This is a genomic window from Ruthenibacterium lactatiformans (assembly GCF_000949455.1).
GTDB classification, from domain to species: Bacteria; Bacillota; Clostridia; order Oscillospirales; family Ruminococcaceae; genus Ruthenibacterium; species Ruthenibacterium lactatiformans.
This window is the reverse complement of sequence record NZ_JXXK01000018.1, coordinates 37,198-58,548: the sequence shown is the minus strand read 5'-3', so window position 1 is coordinate 58,548 and position 21,351 is coordinate 37,198. Positions and strand designations below refer to the sequence as shown.

The window sequence follows — 21,351 nt, the reverse complement described above, 5'->3', positions numbered from 1 at the left end:
CTCTGCAAATTATTTTAGTAGCGTTTACACCTTGCACGAAACCGCAAGCAACGCAAAATGGACACGCTTGCTGTTTTGCGGGGCTGTCAGCCCTGCAAAAATACCTGTTGAGAAGCTTCCCCGAACCCTGCCTCACAGGCCGTTAACGCGCCTGTTCCTTGTGTGATTTACAGCATAGCAATTTTTTTAGTATGTCTCTTGGTGAACCGCATGAGTATTAAATGGTGATAGTAGTTTGATTTTCAGGCATGGGGAATGACAGGATACCCCCTTCAAAAAACCGCGCCTGCCTGACAGATGCCGTAATTTAGTAGTTTTCTAATACTGTCTTATGAGAACCCACCGGGAAGGACGATTTTACTGCAAAATCATTCATGCTCCTTGCACGACAGCGTTTCGACCTCCAGCTTAAACACGCGGACGGAATCCAACATCGCGCCGGAAAACGTCCAGCCGTCTTTTCCGGTATTGTGCAGCATCAGAGCCTGCAAAGCCGCTTCTTTCTGCGCGGCCTCCTCCACAAAGGAAACGCGCCCCGTGCCGATAACGCTTTGAAACCGGGCGGTATGCCGGCAGGCTTCCTCGCCCTCTACCAGCGCGTAGTTTACGTCCAGCTCAAAGCCGACGGAGGGCGCCCCGGCGATAAGATCCAGCTTCCGCCCGCTTTTAGCGCTGTGAAAATAGAACACCCGCTTTCCGTTTTCCTCGGCGTAGCCGAAATTCAGCGGCACGATATACACCGCGCCGTTGTCGCAGAAGCCGAGGCGGCAGCAATGGCAGGTCTGGATGATTTGTGTGATTTTTTCTGCATCTGTGATCTCGCGGTCCGTACGCCGCATGTGCCTCACTCCTCATTGGTTTTGTTTCATGATAACACAAAGGAACCGGTTGAGGCAACTTTACAAAATATGTGTTGCCTGTGCCGCCGGCAGGCATGGAAAATCAAATTTTTTGATTTACGGCCGTGGAAGCCAGGCGGATTTGCGGCCGCGCTGCCCGGCGCACTGCTCTGCTTTTTGCAGCAGCGGTGCTTTTTTGCAAAAAACAACGGAATCTTAGGGGAGACGGGCTTTTTAACTTGATTCGACACCGTTCGACATGGTAAAATAGACTCCCGGCGCATCCCACTTCGCGCCGGCCATGGCCGCGTCTGTTCCCCATCCAGGAATGGGCGCGGCCGCTTTGTTTTTTACCGGGGAAAACCGTGAAAAGCGGTTGATTTTTGCGCTCTGTTCGCCTATACTGAAAGTGAAAAAAGCTGCTGTTTCAGGGAGGGAACGTTATGAAAAATTACGTGATCACCATCGCCAGGGAAAACGGAAGCAACGGCCGCGCCATCGGCGAGGCGTTGGCCGGGCGCCTGGGCATCCCTTTTTACAACCGGGATATCCTGCGCATGGCCGCCGATGACAGCGGCATCAACGAACAACTGTTTGCCAACGCGGAGAAAAGCTTCCGCAGCAGTCTGCTGTTCCGCGTGGCCAAGGACGCTTACAACGGCGAGGTCATCCCGCCGGACAGCGACAACTTTGTTTCCAACGAGAACCTGTTCCGCTATCAGGCCAAGGTGATGCTGGGCCTGGCGCAGAACGAGAGCTGTGTGATGATCGGCCGCTGCGCGGACTTTATTTTGCGCGACCGGCCCAATGTGCTGCGTGTGTTCATCCACGCGCCGGAGGAAGTGCGCGTGCGCCGCGTCATGCAGCGCCACAACCTCTCTGAGGCCGAGGCGCGCCGCCACATGCGCCAGGTGGACAAACGCCGCGCGGACTATTACCGCGCTTTCACGGGCAGCGACTGGCGCGACGCCGGCCATTATGACATCTGCTTCGATTCCGACCATATGGGTGAGGAGAAGATCATCCGCTTCATTATGGGATATATGAACGTGTGCTTCGAGGACTGAGCCGCGGCGGAAAGAAAATGAAAACAGCCGGAAGGGAAGATTCCTTTCCGGCTGTTTTCATGTCCGGCGTCAGGAAAGCTCGAACTTACCGGTGTAGAGCTGATAATATCTGCCTTTTTGCGCGAGCAGCTCACTGTGGGTGCCGCGTTCGATGATACGGCCCTGTTCCAGCACCATGATGCAGTCTGAATTGCGTACAGTGGAGAGGCGATGTGCAATGACGAACACCGTGCGGCCCGCCATCAGGCGGTCCATGCCCTCCTGTACAATGCGCTCGGTGCGTGTGTCGATGGAACTGGTGGCCTCGTCCAGAATCAGCACGGGCGGGTCCGCCACAGCCGCGCGGGCAATGGCCAGCAGCTGCCGCTGGCCCTGTGAGAGGTTTGCCCCGTCGCCTGTCAGCAGAGTGTTGTAGCCGTCCGGAAGATGTTCGATGAACGCGTGGGCGCCCGCCAGCTGCGCCGCAGCCGTCACCTCTGCGTCGGTGGCGTCCAGTTTGCCGTAGCGGATGTTGTCCGCTACGGTGCCTGTGAACAGGTGTGTGTCCTGCAAAACGATTCCCAGGCTCCGGCGCAGATCCGCCTTTTTGATTTTGTTGACATTGATGCCGTCGTAGCGGATCTTGCCGTCCGCAATGTCATAAAAGCGGTTGATGAGGTTTGTGATGGTCGTTTTGCCCGCGCCGGTGGCTCCCACAAAAGCGATCTTCTGGCCGGGCCTGGCATACAGGCTGACGTTGTGCAGAATGATCTTGGCGTCGTCGTAACCGAAATCCACGTCGTCGAACACCACTTCGCCCTCCAGCCTGCGGTAGGTGGTGCTGCCGTCGGCCCTGTGGTAATGCTTCCAGGCCCAGACACCCGTGCGCCCGCGGCATTCTTCCAGACTGCCGTCCGCGGTTTGTTCCGCATTCACCAGCTCCACATAGCCTTCGTCGGTTTCAGGAGGCTCATCCATCAGGCTGAATACGCGCTCCGCGCCTGCCAGCGCCATGATGATGGAGTTGAACTGCTGAGATACCTGTGAGATGGGCTGGTTGAAGCTTTTGTTGAACTGCAGAAAGGATGCCAGCCCGCCCAGCGTAAAGCCGCCCGTGCCGAAGAGCGCCAGCAGCGAGCCGAGGATGGCCGTGAGCACATAGCTGAGGTTGCCGATGTTGGCCATGACGGGCATGAGGATATTGGCATAGCGGTTGGCGTTATCGGCACTGTCGGCCAGCGCGTCGTTCAGCGCGTCAAACCGGGCGATGCTCTCATCCTCGTGGCAGAATACCTTGACGACTTTCTGGCCCTCCATCATCTCCTCGATATAGCCGTTGACCGTGCCCAGATTGCGCTGCTGCGCTACGAAATATGCGCCGGACCTGCTCGTGAGCTTTTTGGTGGTGAACAGCATAAGGCACACCATCACCAGCGTCAACCCTGTCAGCGGCAGGCTGAGGGCAAGCATGGAGCAGAATACGCTGACGATCGTTACCGCCGAAGAGACGAGCTGGGGCATGCTCTGGCTGATCATCTGGCGCAGCGTGTCGATGTCGTTGGTGTAAATGCTCATGATATCGCCGTGGGCATGGGTGTCGAAATAACGGATGGGCAGGCGCTCCATATGCCGGAATAAATCGTCGCGGATGGCGCGCATCGTCCCCTGGGACACATATACCATGATGCGGTTGTACAGCAGCGTGCACAGCACGCCGAACAGGAAGACGCAGCCCATTTTCAGCAGCGCCGCCAGCAGCGGGCCGAAGTCCGACGCGCCGCCCTCGCCGATATAGGGCACGATGTAGTCGTCGATGAGCGTTTTCATAAACAGATTGCCCGCCACGGTGGCCGCGGTGCTGCCAAAGATGAACAGCAGCACGCCCAGGCAGTGCAGCTTGTAGCGCCGCAGGATATAGCCGAACAGCCGGCCCATGATGCGCATGGGCTTTTCAACCTTTTGCTTTGGGGCCATCATGGCCGCGCTTTTATCCGCAGGTACGCCGCGCATCGTCATCCGCTCCTTTCATCTGGGAATCATAGACATCCCGGTAAATTTCGCTGCTCGCAAGCAGCTCGTCGTGCGTGCCGAAGGCGGCCACGCGGCCGTCGTCCAGCACGAGGATGCGGTCTGCGTCCTGCACGGAGCTGATGCGCTGGGCGATGATGAATTTCGTGGTGTCGGGGATCTCCTCTGCGAAAGCCCGGCGGATCAGGGTATCCGTCCGGGTATCTACGGCGCTGGTGGAATCGTCCAGGATCAGTATCTTGGGCTTTTTCAGCAGCGCGCGCGCGATGCACAGGCGCTGTTTCTGCCCGCCGGACACGTTGGTGCCGCCCTGCTCGATGTAAGTGTCATAGCCGTCCGGCAGCGCGCGGATGAACTCGTCCGCCTGTGCCAGGCGGCAGGCGCGCTCCATCTCCTCGTCCGTGGCGTTTTTGTCGCCCCAGCGCAGATTTTCCCGGATGGTGCCGCTGAACAGTACGTTTTTCTGCAGCACCATGGCCACCTCGTTGCGCAGGGTTTCCACGTCGTATTCCCGCACATCCACGCCGCCCACGCGCACCGCGCCTTCCGCGACGTCGTACAGGCGGGGGATGAGCTGCACCAGGCTGGATTTCGCACTGCCCGTGCCGCCGATGATGCCGATGGTCTCGCCCGCGCGGATGTGCAGATCAATGTCATCCAGTACGGGCTTGCCGCTTTTTTTGTAGGAGAAGGATACGTGGTCGAAGTCCACGCGGCCGTCCTCCACCTGTGTGCGGGCGGCGGGCGGGGAGGTGAGGTCCGCCTTTTCCTCCAGCACCTCGGCGATGCGGTCCGCCGAGGCGCGGGCCATTGTCACCATCACGAAAATCATGGAGAGCATCATCAGGCTCATCAGGATGTTCATAACGTAGGTAAACAGGCTCATGAGCTGACCCGTGGTGAGAGACTGGGCGGCGATCATGTGCGCGCCCAGCCAGGAAATGGCCAGGATGCACATGTACATCGTGAACTGCATCACGGGGCTGTTCAGCGCCAGCACGGTCTCAGCCTTGACAAACAGCCTGTAAACATTGTCGTTGGCGGTGTGGAATTTCTGCGTCTCGTGGTCCTCGCGCACATAGGCCTTGACGACGCGGATGGCGCTGACATTCTCCTGCACGCTGGCGTTAAGGTCGTCGTATTTGCGGAATACCTGCCGAAATACGGGGTGAGAATTTTTCGTGATGAAAAACAGCGCCACGCCCAGAAACGCGATGGCCGCCACGAAGATCAGGGACAGCCGCGCGCTGATGGAGAACGCGGCCGCCATTGCGCACAGCAGCATCACAGGTGCGCGGGTGCACATGCGCAGGATCATCTGGTAGGCGTTCTGCACGTTTGTCACATCCGTCGTCATGCGGGTGACGAGCCCGGCCGTGGAGTATTTGTCGATGTTGGAAAAAGAAAATGTCTGGATATTGCGGAACATGGACTGGCGCAGATTGTGCGCGAATCCGCTGGAGGCCCGCGCGCCGTATTTGCCCGAGAGCACGCCGCAGGCCAGAGACAGCATTGCCATCACGGCCATTGCGCCGCCGGTGATGCAGATCGTGCGCACGTCCCCTTTCTCCACGCCGCTGTCGATGAGATAGGCCATCAGCATGGGGATGAGAATCTCCATGACAACTTCGCCCACCATGAATGCCGGCGTGAGGATGGACGCTTTTTTGTACTGCTTTACTTCAGTCAATAGGGTTTTCAGCATAAAATGTCCTCCTGAGATTGGTTTTGTTTCGCTTAACTTGTTAGTGCCATTACAGTAAGCTTCCTAACTATATACGCCGAGGAAAACCGCTGGCGGCAGGCACGGAAAAAGCCGCGCCTGCGCCGGCGGCATGGAAAAGGCAAAGCGGACACTCACTCCAGATTGCGGCGGAATTTGGCTGTGATGGCGAAAAATTGCTCTAGCTCTTCGGGCGTGACGTCTTTGGTGATGCGTTCCTCTGTGGCGCGGATGCGGGAGATCACGCCCTCGTGCACCGCCAAAGCCTTGGGCGTAAGCACCAGCTTTTTCAGCCGGGCGTCATAGGCAACAGGCTCCCGCAGAAGAAAGCCGTTTTTTTCCATCAGCTGCAATATGCCGGTGGCCGTGGAGCGGCGGATGTTGAATTCAGCCTCCACGTCCCGCTGGAACATGTCACGGTCCTCGTTGCGGTGCAAAAAGCCGATGATCCACCCTTGCATGCCGGTGGTCTCCGGCGGCATGCCGTCGTCCATACAGCGTTTGATCAGGTTGGAAAGCACGCGGATCTCTCCGCCCACGTGGCGTTCACCCTTCATCCTTCGACACTTCCTTGCTTTTTGGTTAGGCTACTAACAATTATAGGGCGGATCCGCCCCGGTGTCAATGGCTTTTTAAGAATTTATTATAAAAAAGGTGACGCTGTGAGCGGCCGCGCTTCAAAGGATGTTCAGAATGCCGTAAGATTTTTGAAAGCCTTTCCCCAGCCCGTCCGTCAGGAACGTGCGGTACGATGGTCCTGTTCTCAACAAACAATGGGAAGGGGCCATCCAAATGGAAAAAATAAAAGTCGCCGTGCTGTTCGGGGGACAGTCCACCGAACATGCGGTCTCGCTGCAATCGGCCTGCGCCGTTCTGCACGCCATGAAGGGTACGCGCTTTGAAGCCGTGCCGGTGGGTATCACGCGGGAGGGCAGGTGGTTCTGGTACCGCGGCCCGCTGGACGCCGTAGGGGAGGGCGTATGGGAAAAAGAGGAATGTGCGCCTGTGACGCTGACGCCGGACGCTTCTGTCCACGGCCTGCTGGTGCAGGGCGCGGGCAGCCTGTATCTGGATGCGGCGTTTCCCGTGCTGCATGGAAAAAACGGCGAGGACGGCACCGTGCAGGGGCTGCTTGCGCTGGCGGGCATCCCCTGCGTGGGCTGCGGCGTGCTGGCAAGCGCCCTGTGTATGGATAAGGACGCAGCGCACCGCCTGGCACGGGCCGCGGGGGTGGAGGTGCCGCCCTGTGTGGTGCTGCATGCTCCGCCGCGCCCCGAGGTGCTGGCGGCATGCACCCACGGGCTGCGGTACCCGCTGTTCGTCAAGCCCGCCTGTGCGGGTTCGTCCTTCGGCGTGACCCGTGTGGAGACGCCGGACGCGCTGCCCGCGGCCGTGGCCGAAGCGTTCCGCCACGACGGCAAGGTGCTGGTGGAGCAGGCGGTGCCGGGCTTTGAGGTGGGCTGTGCCGTGCTGGGCGCCGGAGAGGCGCTCACCGTGGGAGAGGTGGATGAGATTGAGCTGGCCCATGGCTTTTTTGATTATACGGAAAAATATACGCTGGAGACCGCGCGCATCCACATGCCCGCCCGCCTGTCTCTGGCTGAACGGGACCGTGTGCGTGAAGCAGCCAAGACCGTGTACCGGGCGCTGTGCTGCACGGGCTTCGCGCGGGTGGATCTGTTCTACACGCCGGACGGGCGCATCGTGTTCAACGAGGTGAACACCATCCCGGGCTTCACCGAGCACAGCCGCTTTCCCGGCATGATGCGCGGCGCGGGAGTGGAATTCGGCCCGCTGGTGGAGCGGCTGCTGGAACAGGCGGTGGCGGACGTATGATGCAGACAGTGACCCGGGAGCAGGCGCTGGCGGGCACGCTGGCGCTGGTGAACCCCGCACATCCCCTGCAGGCACGGCCCGCGCCCGAAGCGTTGGTCCCCGCCATGCCGGACGCGCCCGGCGTGCTGCTGGCGCGGCAGGCGGCGGTCATGCTGGCAGCGCTGCTGGACGGCATCCGCGCGGCGGGGCGCATCGTGCCCGTCAGCGGCTGGCGCAGCCACGCCGAGCAGCAGGCGCTGTATGCGGATTCCGTGCGGGACAACGGCCTTGAATTCACACAGAAATATGTGGCGCTGCCCGGCTGCAGCGAGCATGAAACAGGCCTTGCCATTGATGTGGGCGAGGCGCGGGAGGTGATCGACTTCATCCGTCCCGCATTTCCCGATACAGGAGTCTGCGCGGCCTTCCGCCGCGCGGCGGCGCGCTACGGCTTCATCGAACGGTATCCCAAAGGCGCGCAGGCCGTCACCGGCATCGGCCATGAACCATGGCATTTTCGCTATGTTGGCTGGCCCCACGCCGGGCTGATGGCACAGCGCGGCGTGACGCTGGAAGAATACATCGGAGCCTTGGGGGCATACACGCCCGAACAGCCGCTGCACGCGGAGGCCGGGGGACGCGGCTTTGACATCTTTCGTGTGCCGCTGGGGCCGGAGGGCGCGCGGTTCGACGCGCCGCGGGACCGTGTGTGGCAGGCGTCCGCAGACAACTGCGGCGGCCTTGTCGTCACCGTGTGGGGCACGGTATGACGGCGCGGCGGGGATATCCGGCCGTGGACCGCTTCCGCGTGGCGGCCGCGCTGCTGGTGGTGTGCATCCATACCGCTCCGCTGGCGTCTTTTTCCGCAGCGGCGGATTTTGCGCTGAAAACGCTGGCGCGGCTGGCCGTGCCGTTCTTTTTCACGGCAACCGGATTTTTTCTGCTGGGGGAGCTTGTGCGCCCCGGCCTGCGGCCCCGGACGCTTTCGCCCGGCGTGCGCCGCTTTTTGAAAAAGACGGGCGTTCTGTATGCGGCCTGCACCGTGCTGTACCTGCCCGTGACGCTGTATGCGGGGAATTTCCCTGTGGAAAACGTGCTGGGGGAGCTTGTGCGGGACGCTGTGCTGGACGGCACGTTTTATCACCTGTGGTACCTGCCCGCCGCGCTGCTGGGAGTGCTGGTGGTGTGCGGGCTGCTGCGCTTCCTGCGCCCCGGCGCGGCGGCGGGCGTGTGCGGCGCGCTGTATCTGGCGGGGCTTTTGGGAGACAGCTGGTATGGCCTTGCAAAACAGCTGCCCGCGCTGAAAGAGGGCTATGATGCGCTGTTCGGCGTGATGGACTACACGCGCAACGGCCTGTTCTTTGCGCCGGCGTTTTTGATGCTGGGCGCGCTTCTGGCAGGTTTTCCCGCCCGCCGACGACCGCGGGCGTGCCTTGCGGGGCTGGGCTGTTCGCTGGCGCTCCTGTTTGCCGAGGCCTTTGGTCTGCGGGCGCTGGGCTGGCCCCGGCACGACAGCATGTACCTGGCGCTTGTGCCCTGCGCCTGCTTCCTGTTCCTGTGCCTGCTGGTCCCCCGGGGCGGGGACGCGCCGTTCCTGCGGGAATTTTCCATGCTCGTCTATGTGCTGCATCCCATGGCCATCGTGGGCGTGCGGGGTGCGGCCAGAGTGCTGCATGCCCGGGAATGGCTGGTGGAAAACAGCCTGGCCCATTTTGCGGCGGTAGCCGCCGCGTCCTGCGCGGCGGCATGGCTGCTGGCGCGTTTGAGCCAGCGGCGCAGGTGGGACGGCCGTTCCGGAACAGCACCGAAGCCGGACTTGCGCAGAGCGCGTGCCTGGGCCGAGGTAGACCTGGAGGCGGTTGCGCGCAATGCGGGCGCGCTGCAGGGCTGCATGCCAGCGGGCTGCCGGTTGATGGCCGTGGTAAAAGCGGACGCTTACGGCCACGGCGCGCCCGCCGTGGCGGGCCGGCTGTGGCAGGCCGGTGTGCGGGCCTTTGCAGTGGCGACGCCGGAGGAGGGCGCGCAGCTGCGCCGGTGCGGCATCACCGGTGAAATATTGGTATTGGGCTATGCAGATGCGGCCCGTATACGGGAGCTGCGGCGCTGGAGGCTGTGCCAGACGGTGACGGACCCGGCCCACGCCCGTGCGCTGGCCCGTGCCGCAGGCCGCAGGCCGCTGCCCGTGCACATTGCGGTGGACACGGGCATGCATCGCCTGGGCACGGATGCGGGCGCGGCTCCGGCGGTGGCCGAGATGCTGCGTCTGCCGGGGCTGGAGGTGCGGGGGCTGTTCACACATCTGGCAGTGGCGGACAGCCCTGCGCCGGAGGACGCGGCCTTTACCCGCACGCAGCTGGATGCGTTTGAAGCGCTGGCGCGGAAGCTGCGGGGCGCGGGGTATACGCTGCCGCCGCTGCACGCGCAGGCGAGCTGCGGCATCCTGAACCAGCCGCAGCCTGACTGCGGATATGCCAGGCCGGGCATCGCACTTTACGGCGCGCTCAGTACGGCGGGCTGCGCGGCGCGGCTGCACCCGGTGCTGGCTCCGGCGCTGGCGCTGCGGGCGCGAGTCGTCAGTGTGCGCCGCGTGCCGCCCGGCGAAGGCGCGGGCTATGGCCTTGCGTTCCGGGCACGGCGCTCCACCCGGCTGGCGGTAGTGGCCATCGGCTACGCGGACGGCTGGCCGCGCGCGGCGGGAGAAGGGCGCGGCCATGTGCTGCTGCACGGCAGGCGCGCGCCCGTTGTGGGCCGGGTGTGTATGGACCAGCTTCTGGTGGATGCAACGGACACAGGCGCGGCGGTGGGGGATGTGGCAACGCTCATCGGCGCGGACGGCCCGGAGCGCATCACCGCCGAGGAAGCGGCCGAGGCGGCGGGCACCATCGCCAACGAGCTTTTGTGCCGCATCGGTCCCCGCGTGCCCCGCGTTTATCTGCGCTGAGAAAACGAAAGCCCCGCGGCGTTGTGCACACAACGCCGCGGGGCTGTTTCTTGCTTCACAATAAAAGCTTATCCGGACGGCCCGCATGGCCTGAAAAATAGCCTGTACGGCCATTTTGGAAGCGGGCTCACCAGCGCCCGCCGCCACCGCCGCCGAAGCCGCCGCCGGAAAAACCGCCGCCGCTCCCACCGAAGCTGCCGCCGCCACCGCTGGAGCCGCCGCTCTGCTGGGCGACGGTTTGCTGCAGCTGCGTCATGGAATGGTCTACGCTGTGGTGCATCATATGGCTGAACCAGATCACATTCCACACGGTCATGTCGCTGCAGCCGTACCACACGGGCGGAGGCACGGCCATCCCATCAAAGCGCCCGGCCCATTCCTCCTCCAGCCCAAACACCGAGGCGTAGGGAAGGACGTCGTAAAAATATTCGGGGTTTTCCGCGGCCAGCGCACGGATGCGCGGCAGCTCGGATTCCTCAATGAATTTCCGCAGGCCCAGCAGGCGGCCGGCCATTTCCAGGCGGTACTCTGTGGGCTGGGCGATGCGCGGCGCGGCAAGGCACGCCAGCAGGGCCAGCAGATAGCTTCCCAGCACCGCCCACAGCGGCGTCAGCGCATACAGGGCCGCGCCGTAGGCAAGCCCCGCCGACGCGGCGGCGCACAGGCCCACGCCGGTTCCCCAGCCGATGCGCGCCCCCCGGCCGGAGAACTGCCAGCGCTCCGCCGCCGCATACAGCAGCAGGCCGAACAGCAGGAGCAATACCCCCGAGAGCAGGCCCAGCCCTACGCTGGCACCTGTGATAAACGCGCCGCAGGAAAGGCCGGCTGCGCCCCACAGTACGGCGCAGCCGGCGCCCAGCGCCAGCGCACGTCCGGCGCTGCCGGGCCTGTACAATGCCCGTTCACCCGTAAAGTGGGCCGACAGGCTCAGCTTCGCTTTCTGCAGCGCCTCATAGAAGGCGGGCTCCAGGCTGTGCAGCTGGCACACGGTGCGTCCCGCCGGGAAAAGCGCGTCAAAAAAGACGGTCTGGTACTCCGGGCTGCCCGCGGGCAGGCCTTTTTTCCGTACCAGCCGCAGGTCCTCCTCCCAGCCCTCTACGGCGAGATAGCCCTTGGAGGCGAACCAGAGAATCAGCGAGAGGATGTCCCGGTCATCCGCCGAATTGTCGATGATATAGCCCACCTCGGCGCTGGACACGCCGTCCGGCGGCGTACACTCGGGCGTGACCACCGGCGCTCTGCGCCGGGCCGACAGCGCCCGCAGCAGCGTGTACGCGGCCAGCAGCGCGCCTGCGCCCGCAAAAGCCCAAAACACCCATACCGGGGCCATGCGCTCGCCGGTGAAGTAGCCCTCGGGCAGGCGTGCGTACAGCGTAACGGCCTCGCCCGGGTACAGCGTGCGCCCCGCCGCGCCGGAGAATGTGTTTCCGTCCCATGCGCCGGAAACGCCCGCTTCATTGCCTTTGCCGCCGTAGGAGCCGCTGTACAGCGCCAGCGCGCCCTTCTGTTCCTGCGTCAGCGGTTTTTCAAAGGTGAACGAAAAACGGAAGTCCTCTATGGGCGCGTCCCACCGGCCGCCGTTTAAGGAATAAAACAGCTCGTCGTAGGCGGCTACGCGGTCGTCTCCGATGTCGTAGGTGAATGTCAGCTCATAGGTCTGCACGCCTGTGAGCCATGTGTCCTCATCGCCGATGCGGATGCTGTAAAAGCCGTCTTCGGTATCGGTCTCCACGGGCGCGCCGGCCGTCTGGCCCTCGCCCGTCACGGCAAGGTCCCGCACCCTGGCGCGGTAGGCCATCTCCTGCGGGCCGTCCGCGGTGTCCTTTTCCACCCACAGGGCGACGGGCAGCACGCGGTAAATACCCCGGGAGGGTACGGCGAAATCAACGGTGATGCGCTCGGTCTGGGTAACGGTGTTGTTTTCGTGCAGGGTGGCGTCCACGCTGTATGCGGTAATGGTATAATCCGCGCGGGAAACGCCGGAAGCTTCGGCAAATGCGGGCAGAGCGCAGCATACAAGCAGCGCCGCCGCGGCCAGCAGGCAGATGAGTTTCTTCATGTGCTTTCCTCCGCTTTTTTGGTTTGCCCGGTACGGCAAAGCCAATACTGCCAACAGTATAACACAATATGCGCGGCGAAAACAGCGGGAACTTGCAAAATAACGCCGGATACGGTATGATAATGCCTGTGCACGGCCCTGCCGCGCCGAGAGAACGCCCTGAAACAGCAGGGCGGAAAATTTGAAAAAAGCAAAAGGAGCAAACGGATGCTTGCACTGGTAAAAGAATATTTTTGGATCTTTTTCATTTCCATGGTGCCCATCGTTGAGCTGCGCGGTGCGGTCCCGGCGGGGCTTGCCATGGGCCTGCCGGTGATTCCCACCTATATTGTTTCGGTCATCGGCAATATGCTGCCTGTCCCCGTCATCCTGCTGTTTGCCAAGGCGGTTCTGCTGTGGTGTACCAAGCTGCCCGGCGGGCTGGGCCGTTTTTTTATGAAAATTTACGACAAGGGCGTCAAAGCCGGCGAAAAGATGCAGGCGAAGGCCGGGCGCGGAATTTACTGGGCGCTGTTCCTGTTTGTGGCCATCCCGCTGCCGGGCACCGGCGCATGGACGGGCTGCCTGGCGGCGACGCTGTTGGACCTCAAGTTTTGGCCCAGCGTGCTGGCGGTGCTGTGCGGCGTCATGACGGCCGGCCTCATCATGGGCGCGGCCTCGGCTGGCCTGCTGGGCGCTCTTGGCATGATTTTTGCGTGAACCTGTTACGCAGCACCCTGCGGGGGGATTTCCCCCCGCAGGTTTTTTTGATTTTCGGCCCTTCCGGACAAGCGGCAACAGGGCAATTTCTGGAAAAGTATCAAAAACTTTATTTTTCTTGAAGAAAATGATCTTCCGGCGGCGTTTCATGGGTGTAGGGCGATGAAACAAGGGCGGGCAAAGGTGGTGGAGCGGATCGCACAGAATATGACAAGTGATGAATTTTCCCAGCTCGTACGGCAGTACGAACGGCTGGTGTACACCATCTGCTACCAGTTCACAAAAGACCACCAGCTGGCCGAGGATCTTGCCCAGGAGACGTTCCTTTCCGCCTACACCCACCGCGACGACTGCCCGCCCGGCAGTTACAAGCCCTGGCTCGCCCGCATTGCCACGAACAAGGCCAAGGATTATTTGAAAAGCGCCTACCACCGGCGCGTATCCGCGGCTGAGGACGGCGAGATGCCTGCCGTGGCAGACGTGCTGAATACCATGCCGCCGCCCGAGGATATCACCATTGCCAAAGATGAAGCGGCGCGCATCCGGGATACCATCCTCGCCTTGAAAGAGCCTTACCACCAGGTCGCCGTACTGTTCTTCCTGGAGGAAAAAAGCGTGGACGAGATCGCCTCGGCGCTGCGGCGGCCGCCCAAAACAGTACATACGCAGATCTACCGCGCCAAGCAATTGCTGCAGAACGCCATAGAAAGGGGAAACGGGCATGGAATTGTTCAATAAAGAGGGCCATCTCACGGACGAGGGCCTGCGGGCCGTTGTGGACGGCACGCTGGATGAGATGGGCCGGCTGGAAGCCTCGGAGCATTTGAGCTTCTGCGACAGCTGCCTTGTGCGTTACACGGAGCTGCTTGCGGACGACACGCTGCTCGTTCCCGAAACGCCCTTGACGCCCACGGTGCTGGCGCGGGTGCGGCGCAGGGCCGTGCGGGTGTTTTTCAACCGGTATACCCGTGTAGCCGCCGTTGCGGCATTCGCGGTGGTGCTGTGGGGTACTGGCGTATTCAACAGCCTTGTGCCGGACCGCACCATCCGCCAGCAGGAGCCGGCCCGGATCACGGCGCCCATCAGCGCCGCAACGCGCGTGAATGATTTCTTCCGCAGTGCGGGAGACTCCATCAGCGCCGCAATCACGAATATCCTGCCGCGCGCGGACGCCGCCCCGGCAGATGCGAAATAAGACAAGGGAGAGACATATCATGCAAAGAAAAAGTGGATTTCTGACATTCTGCTTCGCCTGCCTGCCCGGCGCGGGAGAGATGTATCTTGGTTATATGAAACGCGGCCTGTCCGTGATGATTGCCTTCTGGGGCCTCATCTTTGTGGCGTCGCTGCTGAATATGGGCATCCTGGGCATCCTTGCGCCCATCATTTGGGCTTACTCGTTCTTCGATACTTTCAATCTGCGCGCGCAGACGCCCGAGCAGGTGGCGGCAAACCCGGACGCCTATCTGTTCGATGTGGAGAGCATTGCCGGTTCCAACTGGAAAAATGTTGTGGCCAGGCGTCACAACCTGTTCGGCGGCCTGCTTATCTTTCTGGGGGCGTACATTCTGTACAACACATTTCTGCGTCCTCTGCTGTGGGATCTGTACCGCACCTATGGGCTGGTCTGGCTGGGCAATATCATGGACGGCATTCCAACCCTTGTGATCGCCGTGCTCATTATCCTGCTGGGGCTGTATCTGGTAAAGGGGCCTTCCCGGCACGAGGATGCATCCGGGGATGATTACACCGCGTTCAAGGGGGACGGAAGCAATGGCTGAGAACGAGAACCGGGTCTCCGCCGTGCAGGAGGCTCCGGATTCACCGCAGGAGCCGGCGGCTTTGGATACCCCGCCCTCTGAAATGCCGGTGTACGAGCCGGCGCGCCCGGTGCGCCGGGTGGGCACGCTCACCATGGGCCTTGCGCTGGTAGTGGTAGGCGCGGCGCTGTGCGTGGGGCTGTTCTTCCCCAATGTGGATTTTCTTCTGCTGTTCAAGCTGTCGCCGTTGGTACTGGTGGCGCTGGGCTGCGAGGTGATCTTCGCGGCGTCCACAGCCAAAGGCATGCGGCTGAAATATGACTTTCTCTCCATGTTCGTGTGTTTTCTGCTGATTGTCACAGCGCTGGGAGCGGCATGCGTGCCTGTGGCACTGCAATATGCCGGGCCGGGGCGCAGTGCCGCCGAGCAGCGGGTGGAGCAGGAGCTGTACGAAGCGACCTACGCCCGGCTCAAGGGCAACGGAGATATTGTGAATGTCACCTATGACGTTCACCTGGGTGAGCTGCGCACGCCGGAAGACGTGACCGGCGCGGCGGATCTGAAGGCGGGCGATTACGTGGGTGTGAGCGCCGAGCTGAAAGGAACGTGGGCCACCCGGGAGGAATTTGTGGCCGCGTGCCGGCCTGTCATTGAAGCCGTGCGCGCCACGGGCGTGCGCGACCCGTATATCAGCCTGTATATGCGGGAAAGCCGGGATACAGAAACACCGCTGTACAGCCTGGCCGTGGAGGGATCCTATCAGGCGGATATGACGGCGGAGCAGCTGGCCCAGTGCGTGACGGAACGCATCTATGTGGATGACGCGGGATATTATATGGACGCCGAAGAGCTTGCCGGCTGGCAGAGCGAACAGAGCAGCGCTGCCCGTGACGCCGAGCTTGAGGCGCTGGAGGCCGAGTGGCAGGCCCGCTTGGATGAAGCCGAAGCTGCCGTGGAGCAAGCCCGTGCGGAAGCGGAGGAACGCGTTGCACAGGTACAGGCCGAAGCCGACGAGCGCGTTGCGCAGGCACAGGCCGACGCGGACAGCCGCGTGGCCGAGGCGCAGGCAAACGCCGCAGCGTAAGCGCGTCTATTATATAGAAAACAGCCCGCCGCACTCTTTTGGAGTGCGGCGGGTTTCAGACTGCTGAAAAAGTCGGAGAGGTAAAAGAAATATCCGGGAAAAAAGCTTGAAAAAGGGGTGGAGACTGCGCCCGCAGGCGCGTGTCGGAGCGCAACAGCGCTGAAAGCGCGGCTCTTAGCGTGTAGACGCCCCTTTTTTCATTTAAAATAACCCCGCGCCGTGCACGGCGAACGGGGCCGCAGGCCCTGTTCATAGGCAGCTTGGCGCAAAAGCGAAGCTTTTTCGACAAGCTGCAGCCCGCCGCACTCTTTTGGAACGCGGCGGGTTTTGCTTTACCTTTTTGAACTTGTTCAAGCCCAGGCTTTGCCAAGCGGTATGGCTGCGGCCTCGGTGCGGGCACGGCGTGGCGGAAAGCGTCCGCGGCTGCCGCGCCGCACGCGGTCACACCCCGGCCAGACGGAGGATGGCTTCCTGCCGGGTGGCGGGGAAAAAGATATCCCGGCCCCGGTTGCTCTCGCGGATAAAATCCCGCAGGGGCTTGCTGGTATATCCGGAATAATCGCCGTACACCGCCAGCTTTGCGCCGTAATTGATGAATTTTTGCAGTACGGCCCCGGCAAGGCCCGTGCTCAAAATGAAAAAATCCGGCGAAACAGCGGCCTTTTCAATGGCGATGCGCTCTGCGCCCAGTGTGTAGCGCGCTTCCATGATCAAGTCCAGCGCCGTCTGCTCGTCCGTCAGTGCGCACGTGCCTGTTACAAGGGCGATGGCGACTCCGTTTTCTGTGATTTTTTCCATTGCCATGCTCTTTCCTCCTGTTCTGTTTGAATATGCCTTCTGCTCAAAGGCTTGCCGTCAGCCATTGCCGCAGAGCCTCCAGCTCCTTTGGCGTGTGGAAATAGTGGCCCGCTTCGGGGCGTGTCAGCAGCCTGCAGCCGTATTGCCGGGCAAAACGGGCGGTGACATCCGGCTCACACAGCTCGTCCCGTCCGCCGCACAGAATGGATGTGGGCGTGTCCCAGCGGCGCACGGGATGTTCTTTCACATAGCAGTAGTAATCCCAGTACAGCGTTTCTCCGGTGGGTGTTTCTATGGCCCGTTCCCGGCACAGGCGCTCCTGTGTTACGCCGAACCAGCCCATCATGTTTTCAATGAGCCGCCGCATATCCAAGACAGGGGAGTGGACGTTTTCCGGCCCATGATCGGAGACGGAAAATAAGAAAACCCGTGCCGCATTGCCAGAAAGGCATTGCGGCACGGGTTGTGTTGCATGGCTCGCAGCCTTCGCGCGGAAAGCTGGCAAACGGAAATTCAGCGCTTGCTGAACTGCGGCGCGCGGCGTGCGGCCTTGAGACCGTATTTCTTGCGCTCCTTCATGCGCGGATCGCGCGTCAGGAAGCCGGCTTTCTTCAGTTCGCCGCGCAGGTTCTCGTCATAAACGAGCAGCGCGCGGGACAGGCCGTGGCGGATGGCGCCCGCCTGGCCGGAAACACCGCCGCCCGCAACGCGCACAACGATGTCGAATTTGCCCTCGACGCCCGCGACAGCCAGCGGCTGGCGCACGATGAGCTTCAGGGTCTCAAGACCGAAATAATCGTCGATATCACGGTCGTTGATGGTGATCTTGCCGGTGCCGTTGTACACACGAACGCGGGCAACGGAATTCTTACGACGGCCGGTGCCGTAGAAATAAGGTTTCGTCTCGTACATTCTCATTGCCTCCTATTACAGTGTGTAAGCTTCGGGCTTCTGGGCGGCGTTGTTGTGCTCGGCGCCCTTGTAGACGCGCAGGCGCTTCAGCGCGGCGGCACCCAGGGTGTTGCCGGGCAGCATGCCCTTCACGGCCAGCATCATGGCCTTATCGGATTTCTCGGCCATCAGCGTGCGGTACTGCACGGCTTTCATGCCGCCGATCCAGCCGCTGTGGTGGTAGTAATACTTCTTGTCCAGCTTGCTGCCGGTAAGGACAGCCTGGTCGCAGTTGATGATGATCACATGGTCGCCGCAATCGACATTGGGCGTGAAAGTGACCTTATTTTTGCCGCGGAGCAGCACGGCGGCAGTGGCGGCGGTGCGGCCCAGGGGCTTGCCGGCGGCATCGATGATGTACCACTTGCGTTCCACGGTGCCGGGTTTAGCAAGAGTTGTGCTCATGGTGTTTTCCTCCTAATAGTCTCTACAAACAATCGAAAGGCCCGTGCAAACAGGCGCAAGATTGATTATAGCGGATGCCCGGCGCCGCGTCAACCCCTTTTTTGCATTTTTTTGATTTAGAAAGCGAGCGCTTTAAAATGCTCTGTTTTGCTCTTGAATGCTCTTGAATGCTCACGTGCTGTTTTTATAAAAATTTGCCCGCTTTTTGTTTACTCTGCCCACGAAAATGTTATACTGGAAGAAGCGGATAAGGCGGCATGCCATAAAGATAAAGGAAGGCCGGTGGATACGATGGAATTTGAACGGCGCTGCTGGGCCGAGGTGGACCTCGGCGCGCTGCGGCACAACTTTAAGCTGGTGCGGGAAAGGGCCGGGGATGCGGCGGTGATGGCCGTGGTAAAGGCCGATGCATACGGCCACGGCGACGCGGTGGTGGCCCCGCTTCTGGAGCAGGAGGGCGCGGACCAGTTTGCGGTGTCCGGCTTTGGCGAGGCGGTGTGCCTGCGCCGGGCGGGCGTTACGAAGCCCATCCTGATCCTGGGTTATACCGGCGTGCAGAACGCGGCCGCGCTGGCCGTGGGCGGCATCAGCCAGACGGTGTTCTCGCTGGAATATGCGCGGGCGCTTTCGGAGGCCGCGCTGCGTGCGGGCGTGGCGGTGCGCGTGCATTTGAAAGTAGACACGGGCATGGGCCGCATCGGCTTTACGGCGGACGACGATATGGAGCGTGCCGTGGCGGAGATGGCCGAGGCCTGTGCGCTGCCGGGGCTTGTGCCCGTGGGTGTCTTTACGCATTTCGCAGCGGCGGACAGCACCGCGCCGGAGGATATCGCCTATACGCGCCGCCAGTACGATATTTTGTGCGCGGCAGTGGAGGAGATGGCCGCCCGGGGCTGTACCTTTGCGGTGAAGCATTGCTGCAATTCGGCGGGTACCTTCGCCTGGCCGGAGTTCCATCTGGACATGGTGCGGCCGGGCATCATCCTGTACGGCGAACAGCCCTCGGCTGATACGGTGCTGCCCGGGCTTGTGCCCGCGCTGCGCCTGCGCGCGGCGGTATCCATGGTGAAGGAACTGGCGGCGGGCGACGCCGTCAGCTACGGCTGCACCTTCCGCGCGCCAAAGCCCATGCGCGCGGCCACGCTGGCCGTGGGCTACGCGGACGGTTATCCGCGGGCGCTGTCGGGCCGGGGCACGGTCTCGCTGCACGGCAGGCCGGCGCGGGTGTTGGGCCGGGTGTGTATGGACCAGATCGTTGTGGACGTGACAGACATCCCGGACGTGAAGGCCGGGGATGCGGCTATTGTGTTCGGCGGCGGCGCGGCGGACAGCGTAGACGACGTGGCCCGCATGACGGGCACCATCAATTATGAAGTGCTGTGCGACGTGGGGCGCCGCGTGCAGCGCGTATATGTGGAAAACGGCGCAGAAGTGGAATTGGTGGACTATCTGAAAGGGGAATAGACGATGCGGGAACTGCTTGTTGTGATTGACTACCAGAACGATTTTGTAACGGGCGCGCTGGGCAACCCGGCCGCCGCCGCGCTGGAGCCGGGCATTGCCGCGCGGGTGGCCGCGCAGTTGGAAAGGGGCGGCCGCGTGCTGTTTACCCGGGATACCCACGGCACGGATTACCTGAACACGCGGGAGGGCCGCTTTCTTCCCGTGGCGCACTGCATTAAGGGCAGCCAGGGCTGGGGCCTGTACGGCTCATTGTCGCAGTATGAGACGGGCGTACGGGACGGCGTGTCCATTGTGGACAAGCCCACATTCGGCTGCGCGGCGCTGCCAGCCGAGGCAGAGGCGCTGTGCGGCGGCGCGCCGGACAGCATTGAGATCTGCGGCGTGGTGACGGACATTTGTGTGGTGAGCAACGCCGTTTTGCTGCATTCGGCCTTTCTGAATGCCCGCGTGGCGGTATTGAAGGACCTGTGCGCCGCCGCCACGCCCGAGGGGCACGCCCGTGCGCTGGCCCTGCTGGCGGGTATGGGGTATGAGATCGTGTGACAAAGCGCCCGGGGCGCGATGAAGAAAACAGGAAAGCGCGGACGCTTCGATGCGTCCGCGCTTTTGTTTTGTGTAAAACGGCTCAGGAATATTTTTTCACAACGGCGGCCATCTCGTCCCAGCGGGCCTCCATGTCGCGCACCAGCTTGAACTGGGTGCGGCAGCGGTCCAGGTTCTGTCCGTCCCGGTGGATCTTGAAGTAGGTGTCGCCCTCCAGATAGTCCGTCAGGAAGCGGATGCCGCACTCCAGCGTCATCAGCTTCGCGCCCCAGGGCAGGTACTCCTTCTCTGCGTCCGTCAGCGTGCCGGCCGCGCCCTCGAGAAAGCCCTTGGTGTAAATATCAAACAGCGGAAGGTCGAAATTCACCTTGGAAAGATCGCGCTCGTCCTCGGCGGAATGGTTCGCGCCGAAGCGGATGGAATCGCCAAAATCATTGATGGACAGGCCCGGCATCACGGTGTCCAGGTCAATGACGCAGATGCCCTCGCCGGTATCCTTGTCGATGAGGATGTTGTTGAGTTTGGTGTCGTTGTGCGTCACGCGCAGGGGCAGCCTGCCGGCGCGCAGCGCCTCCAGCGCCACGCTGCAATCCGCCGCATGGGCCTTTACGAACGCGATCTCCGGCGCGCAGTCCTTCGCGCGGCCCAGCTTGTCCGCAGCCAGCGCCTTTTCAAAATTGGCGAGGCGGTTTTCAGTGTCGTGGAATTTTTCAATGGTCTCGAACAGGGTATCGGCGGGATAATCCTTCAGCATGCGTTGGAAATTGCCGAACGCCTTGGCGGAAGCATAGAACAGCTCCGGCGTTTCTGCTTTCTGCAGGCACAGCGTATTTTCCACAAAGGGATACACGCGCCATGCGCCGCCCTCGCTGTCGGTGAAATATGCCGCGCCGTTTTTGGTGCGCAGCACCGTCATGGTTTCCCGCGCCGCGTCGCCGCCGTCTTTCTCAATGAGATCGCGCAGATAGTCCGTCACGCCCACGATGTTTTGCATGAGCTGGTCCGGGTGCTTGAATGCGGCGGCGCTCATGCGCTGGAGGATGTAGCGCACGCAGTCGCCTTCTGCCGTCTGGGTGTATACGCAGAACGTGTCGTTGATATGGCCCTGGCCGAAGCGCGCCGCGCCTACGACCTCGCCCGCGAACGCATAGGCGGCAAGCACTTCGGAGAGCGTGTTTTCAGCGGGATTTGCCATG

Annotated in this window: 21 protein-coding genes; 11 read left to right on the top strand and 10 right to left on the bottom strand. The window is 62.0% G+C overall.

Going from position 1 to position 21,351, the window contains the following annotated elements:
• Positions 1 to 368: 368 nt before the first annotated feature.
• Positions 369 to 839, bottom strand: a complete 471-nt coding sequence (locus tag TQ39_RS12455) for a pyridoxamine 5'-phosphate oxidase family protein (RefSeq protein WP_050005738.1) — start codon at positions 837 to 839, stop codon at positions 369 to 371.
• 443 nt (positions 840 to 1,282) lie between these two features.
• On the opposite strand from TQ39_RS12455, the gene TQ39_RS12450 reads away from it, so the two are divergent.
• On the top strand, positions 1,283 to 1,906 hold the full coding sequence (locus TQ39_RS12450) for a cytidylate kinase-like family protein (RefSeq protein ID WP_009321982.1): 624 nt from the start codon (positions 1,283 to 1,285) through the stop codon (positions 1,904 to 1,906).
• 69 nt (positions 1,907 to 1,975) lie between these two features.
• Here TQ39_RS12450 and TQ39_RS12445 read toward each other — a convergent pair whose 3' ends face one another.
• From TQ39_RS12445 to TQ39_RS12435, 3 genes are all read right to left on the bottom strand, one after another.
• Positions 1,976 to 3,895 carry an ABC transporter ATP-binding protein gene (locus TQ39_RS12445; protein WP_050005737.1) on the bottom strand — a complete coding sequence of 640 codons (1,920 nt, stop codon included), beginning with the start codon at positions 3,893 to 3,895 and terminating at the stop codon, positions 1,976 to 1,978.
• Positions 3,873 to 5,618: an ABC transporter ATP-binding protein gene (locus tag TQ39_RS12440; RefSeq protein WP_050005736.1), complete on the bottom strand. Its 1,746-nt coding sequence runs from the start codon at positions 5,616 to 5,618 to the stop codon at positions 3,873 to 3,875. The genes TQ39_RS12445 and TQ39_RS12440 overlap by 23 nt, the downstream gene beginning before the upstream one ends.
• 152 nt (positions 5,619 to 5,770) lie before the next feature.
• Positions 5,771 to 6,193 carry a MarR family winged helix-turn-helix transcriptional regulator gene (locus tag TQ39_RS12435; RefSeq protein ID WP_050005735.1) on the bottom strand — a complete coding sequence of 141 codons (423 nt, stop codon included), beginning with the start codon at positions 6,191 to 6,193 and terminating at the stop codon, positions 5,771 to 5,773.
• A gap of 235 nt (positions 6,194 to 6,428) precedes the next feature.
• On the opposite strand from TQ39_RS12435, the gene vanG reads away from it, so the two are divergent.
• The 3 genes from vanG to vanT are packed head-to-tail and all read left to right on the top strand — an operon-like array spanning position 6,429 to position 10,392.
• Positions 6,429 to 7,472, top strand: a complete 1,044-nt coding sequence (gene vanG, locus TQ39_RS12430) for a D-alanine--D-serine ligase VanG (protein ID WP_009321986.1) — start codon at positions 6,429 to 6,431, stop codon at positions 7,470 to 7,472.
• Positions 7,469 to 8,221, top strand: a complete 753-nt coding sequence (locus tag TQ39_RS12425; RefSeq protein ID WP_009321987.1) for a D-alanyl-D-alanine carboxypeptidase family protein — start codon at positions 7,469 to 7,471, stop codon at positions 8,219 to 8,221. The genes vanG and TQ39_RS12425 overlap by 4 nt, the downstream gene beginning before the upstream one ends.
• A complete protein-coding gene (gene vanT, locus TQ39_RS12420; protein WP_050005734.1) occupies positions 8,218 to 10,392 on the top strand; it encodes a serine racemase VanT catalytic subunit in 2,175 nt (724 codons plus the stop codon). The genes TQ39_RS12425 and vanT overlap by 4 nt, the downstream gene beginning before the upstream one ends.
• 127 nt (positions 10,393 to 10,519) lie before the next feature.
• On the opposite strand, the gene TQ39_RS12415 is transcribed toward vanT, so the two are convergent.
• Entirely contained in the window at positions 10,520 to 12,451 is a 1,932-nt protein-coding gene (locus TQ39_RS12415; protein WP_050005733.1) for a DUF2207 domain-containing protein, read from the bottom strand.
• A gap of 207 nt (positions 12,452 to 12,658) precedes the next feature.
• Between TQ39_RS12415 and TQ39_RS12410 the strand changes: the two genes are divergently transcribed.
• The 5 genes from TQ39_RS12410 to TQ39_RS12390 all read left to right on the top strand — a co-directional run bounded on the left by TQ39_RS12410 (position 12,659) and on the right by TQ39_RS12390 (position 15,994).
• Positions 12,659 to 13,150 (top strand): COG2426 family protein, encoded by a 492-nt coding sequence (locus TQ39_RS12410; RefSeq protein WP_009321990.1) that lies wholly within the window; start codon positions 12,659 to 12,661, stop codon positions 13,148 to 13,150.
• A gap of 162 nt (positions 13,151 to 13,312) precedes the next feature.
• Complete coding sequence (locus tag TQ39_RS12405) at positions 13,313 to 13,888, top strand: RNA polymerase sigma factor (RefSeq protein WP_242853491.1); 576 nt, start codon at positions 13,313 to 13,315, stop codon at positions 13,886 to 13,888.
• Positions 13,872 to 14,345 carry a hypothetical protein gene (locus TQ39_RS12400; protein WP_050005732.1) on the top strand — a complete coding sequence of 158 codons (474 nt, stop codon included), beginning with the start codon at positions 13,872 to 13,874 and terminating at the stop codon, positions 14,343 to 14,345. The genes TQ39_RS12405 and TQ39_RS12400 overlap by 17 nt, the downstream gene beginning before the upstream one ends.
• A 19-nt stretch (positions 14,346 to 14,364) precedes the next feature.
• Complete coding sequence (locus TQ39_RS12395; protein ID WP_009321993.1) at positions 14,365 to 14,931, top strand: hypothetical protein; 567 nt, start codon at positions 14,365 to 14,367, stop codon at positions 14,929 to 14,931.
• Positions 14,924 to 15,994, top strand: coding sequence for a hypothetical protein (locus tag TQ39_RS12390; RefSeq protein ID WP_050005731.1), 1,071 nt, complete (start codon positions 14,924 to 14,926; stop codon positions 15,992 to 15,994). The genes TQ39_RS12395 and TQ39_RS12390 overlap by 8 nt, the downstream gene beginning before the upstream one ends.
• A 441-nt stretch (positions 15,995 to 16,435) precedes the next feature.
• On the opposite strand, the gene TQ39_RS12385 is transcribed toward TQ39_RS12390, so the two are convergent.
• The 4 genes from TQ39_RS12385 to rplM all read right to left on the bottom strand — a co-directional run bounded on the left by TQ39_RS12385 (position 16,436) and on the right by rplM (position 18,148).
• On the bottom strand, positions 16,436 to 16,798 hold the full coding sequence (locus tag TQ39_RS12385; protein ID WP_050005730.1) for a DUF4180 domain-containing protein: 363 nt from the start codon (positions 16,796 to 16,798) through the stop codon (positions 16,436 to 16,438).
• Between the two features lie 37 nt (positions 16,799 to 16,835).
• On the bottom strand, positions 16,836 to 17,138 hold the full coding sequence (locus tag TQ39_RS12380; RefSeq protein WP_242853490.1) for an alpha/beta fold hydrolase: 303 nt from the start codon (positions 17,136 to 17,138) through the stop codon (positions 16,836 to 16,838).
• A gap of 167 nt (positions 17,139 to 17,305) precedes the next feature.
• Complete coding sequence (rpsI, locus tag TQ39_RS12375; RefSeq protein WP_009322020.1) at positions 17,306 to 17,704, bottom strand: 30S ribosomal protein S9; 399 nt, start codon at positions 17,702 to 17,704, stop codon at positions 17,306 to 17,308.
• Between the two features lie 15 nt (positions 17,705 to 17,719).
• On the bottom strand, positions 17,720 to 18,148 hold the full coding sequence (gene rplM, locus TQ39_RS12370; protein WP_009322021.1) for a 50S ribosomal protein L13: 429 nt from the start codon (positions 18,146 to 18,148) through the stop codon (positions 17,720 to 17,722).
• Positions 18,149 to 18,439: 291 nt separating this feature from the next.
• On the opposite strand from rplM, the gene alr reads away from it, so the two are divergent.
• Together alr and TQ39_RS12360 are read left to right on the top strand one after the other, a co-directional pair.
• Complete coding sequence (alr, locus tag TQ39_RS12365; protein WP_009322022.1) at positions 18,440 to 19,612, top strand: alanine racemase; 1,173 nt, start codon at positions 18,440 to 18,442, stop codon at positions 19,610 to 19,612.
• A 3-nt stretch (positions 19,613 to 19,615) separates the two neighbouring features.
• Positions 19,616 to 20,155, top strand: coding sequence for a cysteine hydrolase family protein (locus TQ39_RS12360; RefSeq protein ID WP_050005729.1), 540 nt, complete (start codon positions 19,616 to 19,618; stop codon positions 20,153 to 20,155).
• A gap of 82 nt (positions 20,156 to 20,237) precedes the next feature.
• On the opposite strand, the gene TQ39_RS12355 is transcribed toward TQ39_RS12360, so the two are convergent.
• Positions 20,238 to 21,350 carry a phosphotransferase enzyme family protein gene (locus TQ39_RS12355; RefSeq protein ID WP_050005728.1) on the bottom strand — a complete coding sequence of 371 codons (1,113 nt, stop codon included), beginning with the start codon at positions 21,348 to 21,350 and terminating at the stop codon, positions 20,238 to 20,240.
• Between the last annotated feature and the right edge of the window lies 1 nt (position 21,351).